Genomic DNA, 7300 nt, shown 5'->3' with positions numbered 1-7300 from the left:
TTGATGCAAAAAGAACCAAAAAATCAAGAAAAAAATATGCTATCCCCACACTCTGGATATTCTTAACGACTTTTCTGGTTAGCAGAAAAGTCTAAATATCCATTCACCCCACCGCCGGCCCGCATTTTTTTCAGGCCACCGCGCATCCACACATCAGCAGACTGCTCCATTTCTTCAGAGCGCCTCCAACAAACTGCACATGCGTTAATTCATAGCTGTCATTGTGAGCGCAGCGTGGCAATCTGCCCAAACATTGCTAGACCAAAAAAAGAAATAGCAACGGATTGCTTCATCCGCTATCGCTACTGTTATTGTGGGGATTCTTTTTATTGTGAGTCATTATCTTAAAAAAAAGAGCCTTCCTCCAAAACCTACTGACAATTAATTCGGGACTAAAATAAACTATCCAAAATATAATAATACATTTGAAGCATCGGGATCCATTGGAACAAAGCAACATTTCAAAGTGAGGATCGTTGGATCGCAGCAGATGCTGCAGATTATTACTAGAACCATTAAGAATACAATCAGCCATATGATTAGAGAAATGACGGAACAGGATGCTAGTAGGATTCTGGAAATCTACGAAATGGGACTGCTCACCAGAAATGCCACATTTGAAACCAGAGTTCCTTCCTGGTCTGATTGGGATTTAAATCATCTAAGGCATACCCGATTTGTTTATGAGGAGAATGGAAAAGTAATTGGATGGCTTGCACTATCTCCTGTATCGCAAAGAAAGGCTTATGAGGGCGTGGCTGAAGTTAGTGTTTATCTCGATACGAATCATCTTGGCAAAGGAATAGGGTCCCTGCTAATGGATAAAGGAATAGGATCTTCTGAAAAAGAAGGAATATGGACCTTATTCTCCAGCGTATTTCCAGAAAATGTAGCTACCATTAAATTGCACGAAAAATTCGGTTTTAGAATTATAGGAACAAGAGAAAAAATTGCACAAATGGATGGCAAATGGAGAGATACCCTATTATTGGAGAGAAGAAGTAGCGTGATAGGAATCTAAAAAACAAGCACTATACCAACTATCTATACCATATTAAGAATGCTGGTAAAAGCCAGAAATAATGCCTTCCCATCCGTCAGAAAATGAACTTGTCAATTTTTCGGTTGTTTGAGATTCTTCTTCTCGCGATATTTGCAATACACTTTTAAGACCGGAATAGTATGTATCAGGAATTATCATTTGAAGAAAAATATAATGCTATAGGGAAAAAAGAATCTTTATATGAAGGATCTTTTGTTACCGCTGTTACTACCACAGGCATATTTTGCAAACCTTCCTGCAGGGCCAAAAAACCAAATGCAAAAAACGTGATCTTTTATGATACGCCTCAGCAAGCTATTCAAAATGGATTTAGACCTTGTAAGATATGTAAGCCAATGAATTTAGAAGGGGAAGCCCCTGAGTATATCAATAATATCATCACAGAATTACAAGATAATCCATACCTTAAAATTAAAGATTTTGATTTAAGACAGAGAGGAGTAGAGCCAAGTAAAATAAGAAGATGGTTCAAAAAACACCATAACATGACATTTCATTCTTATCAGCGAATGCTTCGAATTAACAAAGCATATAATCAAATAAAAGGAGGAAATTCAATAACGAATACTGCTTTTGGTTTAGGCTATGAATCGCTTAGTGGTTTTAATGAGGGATGGCAGAATATATTTGGAAAATCACCTAAAAATCTAAAAGAAAGAAATGTTATTAGTATAATTCGATTTACTACTCCCTTGGGAGCTATGTTTGCCTGTGCCACAGATCAGGGAATTTGTTTATTGGAATTTACGGATAGGAGAATGTTAGAAACAGAATTTCAAGATTTGTGTAGGAGATTAAATGCCGTTATATTGCCTGGTAAAAACAAATATCTGGACTTGTTACAAATTCAATTATTGGAATATTTTGAAGGAAAAAGAAGAGAATTCAGTATTCCCTTGCATACTCCTGGTACCGAATTTCAACAATCTGTATGGAAAATGCTTCAGCAAATTCCGTATGGAGAAACATGGTCTTATAAAGAACAAGCTATTAAACTGAATAAACCTAAAGCTATTCGGGCAGTAGCTAGCGCCAATGGATATAACCGAATTGCTATTCTTATCCCCTGTCATAGAGTAATTGGTAGTAATGGAGATCTAACAGGATACGGAGGAGGGCTTGGCCGGAAAAAATACTTGCTGCAATTGGAAAATAATAACGAGGAATCATCTAAATAGAGAGAATTAACATTTACTTAGACAGCGCCAACAAAAATATAATTATTCAAGTATTCGCACTCATCGGTCGTGATTGATAAAGGAATCATTGACTATCAATAGGGGAATACTATAAAATAGGAAGAAATGGAAAAAAAATACGATTACAATCAGAAGATGGACATTAAATTCAATCATCAGGAATTAATAGATGTTCCAAAAATTGTGGAGGAATGCCAGGAAAATTGGTTCAATCAAACACTTACCAAAATAAATGAGAGTGTGGCAAGAATTGGTATTGTTGAAGGGGACTATCACTGGCATAAGCACGAGGAGGAGGATGAATTTTTCTTTGTTTTAAGCGGTAAATTATACATTGATTTAGAGGATAAAACCATTGAATTGAATCCTCACCAAGGTACTACGATTTCAAAAGGCCTAATGCATAGACCGAGAGCCCCGAAGAAAACTGTGATGCTAATGGTGGAATCCGCTTCTATTGATCCTATTGGAAATGATAAGGTTTAGGAAGGAACCCAATTGAAACAAATTTGCAATGGTGATAATTGTAAGGAATTTGCTTTTAACAGGAAAGGATATTAATGAATTAATTTGGTAGCTATGTCTTTGAAAATATTAGAATTAAAAATAGAAGGAATGACTTGCCCAAGTTGTTCGGCAGCAGTTGAAAGATGTTTGGATGAATTGGAAGGAATACAAGAAAAAATTGTAGATCATCATACCGACAGTGGAAAAATAGCTTTTGATGAGAGTATCATTTCTGAAGAAGAAATTATTGCAAAAATAAACGAAGGCCATTATAAAGTTGCGGGTTTTGAAAATATAGAGAATGCACTGGTAATTCCTGAATGCCCTGAATGTGCCAAATCGGGGCAGTTGGTTCCCAATACCGTTTTTCAATCGAATTTAAAAACCGAGAGTCTCAGGAAAATAAATTTGGGAACTAAGAATTTCATCTGTTTCAATCCTGATTGTAAGATTGCCTATTACAATGAAGAAATTAAAATTGATCTGTCGGAATTGAAAAGAGAACTTTGGTTTAAGAAGGGCTCAAAACGAAAAATCATTTGTTATTGTAATAATATTGACAGCGAACAAATTAAGGAAGCTATTCTTAACCATCAATTAACAACATGGGAAGAAATAACTTCGCATTACAGATCAAAAGTGCTGGAGAAATGCGAAATAATTAACCCAACAGGATATTGTTGCAGAGCAAATTTCAAGAAGGAAATAGATAAGTTTACAAATCAATAATAAGAGAATTCAATACACATTTTCCATCGGGGATAGTTGTGCTTTCCCGTATTGGAATACGATACGGGATACTTCTTAGCTTCTAAATAAATACTCGTTTACATTCAAAATACTGCTTCCGCTATAAAAAGCTGTTAAGAAAATTACTTAGAATAATTATAAATCAGGTTTAATAAATAGAGGCTCAAAAAAAATTCATAGATTTACCTCGCACGAGATTAAAGGTATGAATAGAATAATACACCTACTGCACAATCATTCCTACAAAGGACTCTACGAATGCTGGATTTGTTGATCCGGTAAAATTCTATTACCCATATGTCAATGGGATCAATCTACATTTTATTACAGTTTATAGAACAGTCTTCCTGGGAGGACTAGTTCCTAATATCTAATGACTAAGAGTATGGATGGTGTCGTATTTGATATCAAGCGCTATGCAGTACACGATGGTCCGGGAATTCGAACAACAATATTCCTGAAGGGCTGTCCTTTACGCTGCTTGTGGTGTCATAATCCGGAGAGTTTTTCTCCTGAGATAGAAACCTATGCCCGAATCAATCGATTGGGAGAAAAAGAGGTAAGCGAGAATGTTTTTATAGGCAAGGATTACACATCGGAACACTTATTACGAGAGCTTGCAAAAGATCAGCTTTTCTTTGATGAATCGGGGGGAGGAGTAACTTTTTCGGGAGGAGAGCCCTTGCTTCAAATTGATTTTCTAGAGGATATGTTGCGAGCATGCAAGCGTATGGATTTTCACACTGTAGTGGATACTTCGGGTTTTGCACCATTGGAAAATGTGAAGCGGATTATGGAATTCACCGATCTCTTTCTGTTTGATGTAAAGCACATGAACCAAGCGGAACATATGAAATTAACAGGTGTTTCGAACAAGCAGATTCTGGATAATCTTAAGTTTTTACTGCAAAACGAGAAAGCGCTGATCATTCGGTATCCGATGATACCGGGGTATAACGACTCACAGGAGAATATCAGTCAATTACTTGATTTTCTCAAGGGATTTTCCTGGAAACCAGAAATCAATATCTTGCCTTATCACCGAATAGGAAGGGATAAGTACAATCGGTTTAATAAAGAAAATCGAATGCCAGCGATTTCAAGCTTGAAGCCAGAAGATACAGATTGGGTGAAAGATCAGTTTGTACAGGCAGGATATAAGGTCTGTATTGGTGGATAATAATTCATAATTAAATGGTAATAGAAAGAAGGGGAAGCAGGAAGGAAGGGGATCAAATGCAGAAGAAAAACACCAGTTCCGGGAAACCTATTTACCGTTATCTATTATCTCAAATCTAAAAAGAAATGAACCAAAGAATAAAAATACTTCGCGAGCAGAGTTTAAATGCTATTAATTGTATTTCTCACGAGAGGGCTCTATTGATGACTGAATTCTATAAGTCGGATGAGGCACAGAAAGTTTCGGTGCCAGTTCAAAGAGCAATGTCTTTTCAATATATTTTTGCAAACAAAACAATCTGTATCAATGAGAATGAATTGATTTTGGGGGAGCGTGGTCCGGCACCGAAAGCCTGTCCTACCTATCCCGAAATATGTATTCACTCTCTTGAGGATTTGCAGATATTGAACGATCGGACTAAGGTATCTTTTAAAGTAGAGACGGAAACCAGGAAGGTGTATAAGGATACGATTATTCCATTTTGGAGCGGAAAAACCAATCGTGATCGTTTGATGGATAATATGAACGAGGAGTGGAAGCATGCTTATCAAGCTGGAATTTTCACCGAGTTTCAGGAGCAGAGAGCTCCTGGTCATACTGTTTTGGGCAAGAAAATGTTCCAAAAAGGATTCCTGGAAGTAAAAAAAGAAATTGAAGCAGCAATCCAAAGTCTGGATTTCTTCAACGATACGAAGGCCTATGAAAAACAGGAGGAATTGAAGGCTATGGATCTGGTTTGCGATGGGATCATTCTATTTGCAGAACGTCATGCAGTGGAATTGGAGCGATTAGCCAGGGAAGAGAAGGATAGTGTGCGGAAGGCCGAATTGGAAAAAATGGCTAAGATATGTCGCAGAGTTCCTGCTCATGCACCCGAAACATTTCACGAAGCCTTGCAACATTACTGGTTCATACATCTGGGAGTGATTACGGAATTAAATCCCTGGGATTCGTTTAATCCGGGACGACTGGATCAGCACTTACAGCCATTCTACGAAAAGGAAGTGCTGGGAGGTACGCTGTCGCAAGAAGCAATGTATGAATTGCTTCAGGCATTTTGGATCAAATTCAACAATCATCCTGCTCCGCCAAAAATGGGCGTAACGGCTAAGGAAAGCAATACCTATACCGATTTTTGTCTGATCAACATGGGTGGTGTGAAGGAAGATGGTTCGGATGCAGTGAATGATATGTCCTATATTTTGTTGGATGTAATTGAGGAAATGCGATTGTTACAGCCAAGTTCGATGGTGCAGCTGAGTAAGAAAAATCCCGATCGCTTTATTAAGCGAGCATTAAAGATTGTGAAGACAGGCTTTGGTCAACCGTCCATTTTTAATACCGATGCCATCGTTCAGGAATTATTGCGTCAGGGCAAAAGCATAGAGGATGCCCGAAACGGCGGATGTAGTGGTTGTGTGGAAACCGGCGCTTTTGGAACGGAGAGTTATACCTTAACGGGATATTTTAATCTGGCAAAGATCCTGGAGATTACCCTGAATAATGGATTCGATCCGCGAACCAAGCAACAAATAGGATTGCATACCGGTACAATTGCCGATTTTGCAAGCTATGAAGATCTTTTTGCAGCCTGGCAAAAGCAGGTTCAATATTTTGCTGATATTAAGATTCGTGGAAATAATGTGATCGAGAGTTTGTATGCCAATTATCTGCCGGTTCCCTTTCTTTCGGTTTTGGTAGAGGATTGTATTTCTAAAGGTCAGGACTACAATGCAGGCGGAGCACGATACAATACCAGTTATATACAAGGAGTAGGATTGGGAAGTCTAAGCGATATGTTCGCTGCCATTAAGTACCAGGTTTACGATCAGAAATATATTTCGCTGGAAGAATTGAAATATGCTATGGATCAAAATTTTGAAGGATATGATGAACTGCGTGCCAAATTAGTTTATAATACGCCAAAGTATGGAAATGATGATGATTATGCCGATCAGGAAGCATTAGCGATTTTCGAGACCTTCTATGCTGCCATAAATGCTCGTCCATCATCAAAAGGAGGCGTGTTCCGAATCAATATGTTGCCTACAACCTGCCATGTGTACTTTGGAAATGTGATGGGTGCATCAGCAGATGGAAGGTTGGCGGAAAAACCATTATCTGAAGGTATATCTCCCTTCCAGGGAGCAGACACAAAAGGTCCGACGGCTGTGGTAAAATCTGCTTCCAAAATGGATCACTTACGTACTGGCGGAACGCTTCTGAATCAGAAATTCAGTCCTTCCTTCATGAATAATGATGCTGGAATTACTCAGGTAATGAATTTGGTACGTTCCTATTTCCGAATGGACGGACACCATATTCAGTTTAATGTGGTAAGCACAGATACTTTGAAGGATGCACAAAAACATCCCGAAAATTATAAGGATTTAATTGTCCGTGTGGCCGGATACAGCGATTATTTTAATGATTTGGGAGAGGATCTTCAAAATGAAATCATCGAAAGAAACGAACACGAATCATTTTAAAGAAATGGGAAATCTGTAAAGATGCACTTGCGTGTGTCTTTATGGGTTTTACTCCATCCGATAAACAAACCTAAAAAGGGATTTACGAATCTCAAACCTCATACCATATACA

The 7300-nt window shown here is 38.0% G+C and carries 6 protein-coding genes; all 6 read left to right on the top strand.

Translation table 11 applies throughout. The features are described from left to right. Positions 1-535: 535 nt before the first annotated feature. On the top strand, positions 536-1021 hold the full coding sequence (locus tag DLK05_RS03250) for a GNAT family N-acetyltransferase (RefSeq protein ID WP_127342552.1): 486 nt from the start codon (positions 536-538) through the stop codon (positions 1019-1021). 161 nt (positions 1022-1182) lie between these two features. Then, on the top strand, positions 1183-2241 hold the full coding sequence (locus tag DLK05_RS03245; protein WP_127342542.1) for a bifunctional transcriptional activator/DNA repair enzyme AdaA: 1059 nt from the start codon (positions 1183-1185) through the stop codon (positions 2239-2241). A gap of 126 nt (positions 2242-2367) precedes the next feature. Further along, positions 2368-2748 (top strand): cupin domain-containing protein, encoded by a 381-nt coding sequence (locus DLK05_RS03240; RefSeq protein WP_127342541.1) that lies wholly within the window; start codon positions 2368-2370, stop codon positions 2746-2748. A gap of 93 nt (positions 2749-2841) precedes the next feature. Continuing rightward, positions 2842-3498 carry a cation transporter gene (locus DLK05_RS03235; RefSeq protein WP_127342540.1) on the top strand — a complete coding sequence of 219 codons (657 nt, stop codon included), beginning with the start codon at positions 2842-2844 and terminating at the stop codon, positions 3496-3498. A 394-nt stretch (positions 3499-3892) separates the two neighbouring features. Beyond that, positions 3893-4699 carry a glycyl-radical enzyme activating protein gene (locus DLK05_RS03230; RefSeq protein WP_127342539.1) on the top strand — a complete coding sequence of 269 codons (807 nt, stop codon included), beginning with the start codon at positions 3893-3895 and terminating at the stop codon, positions 4697-4699. Between the two features lie 125 nt (positions 4700-4824). Further along, positions 4825-7188 (top strand): trans-4-hydroxy-L-proline dehydratase, encoded by a 2364-nt coding sequence (gene hypD, locus DLK05_RS03225; RefSeq protein WP_127342538.1) that lies wholly within the window; start codon positions 4825-4827, stop codon positions 7186-7188. Positions 7189-7300 lie beyond the last annotated feature (112 nt).

This window comes from Ancylomarina longa (assembly GCF_003996985.1).
Classification (GTDB): Bacteria; Bacteroidota; Bacteroidia; order Bacteroidales; family Marinifilaceae; genus Ancylomarina_A; species Ancylomarina_A longa.
This window is presented reverse-complemented; position numbering and strand designations above follow the sequence as displayed.

Coding starts and splice junctions, on each gene's coding strand:
- DLK05_RS03250 (WP_127342552.1), top strand. CDS start 536: ATGATTAGAGAAATGACGGAACAGGATGCTAGTAGGATTCTGGAAATC.
- DLK05_RS03245 (WP_127342542.1), top strand. CDS start 1,183: ATGTATCAGGAATTATCATTTGAAGAAAAATATAATGCTATAGGGAAA.
- DLK05_RS03240 (WP_127342541.1), top strand. CDS start 2,368: ATGGAAAAAAAATACGATTACAATCAGAAGATGGACATTAAATTCAAT.
- DLK05_RS03235 (WP_127342540.1), top strand. CDS start 2,842: ATGTCTTTGAAAATATTAGAATTAAAAATAGAAGGAATGACTTGCCCA.
- DLK05_RS03230 (WP_127342539.1), top strand. CDS start 3,893: ATGACTAAGAGTATGGATGGTGTCGTATTTGATATCAAGCGCTATGCA.
- hypD (WP_127342538.1), top strand. CDS start 4,825: ATGAACCAAAGAATAAAAATACTTCGCGAGCAGAGTTTAAATGCTATT.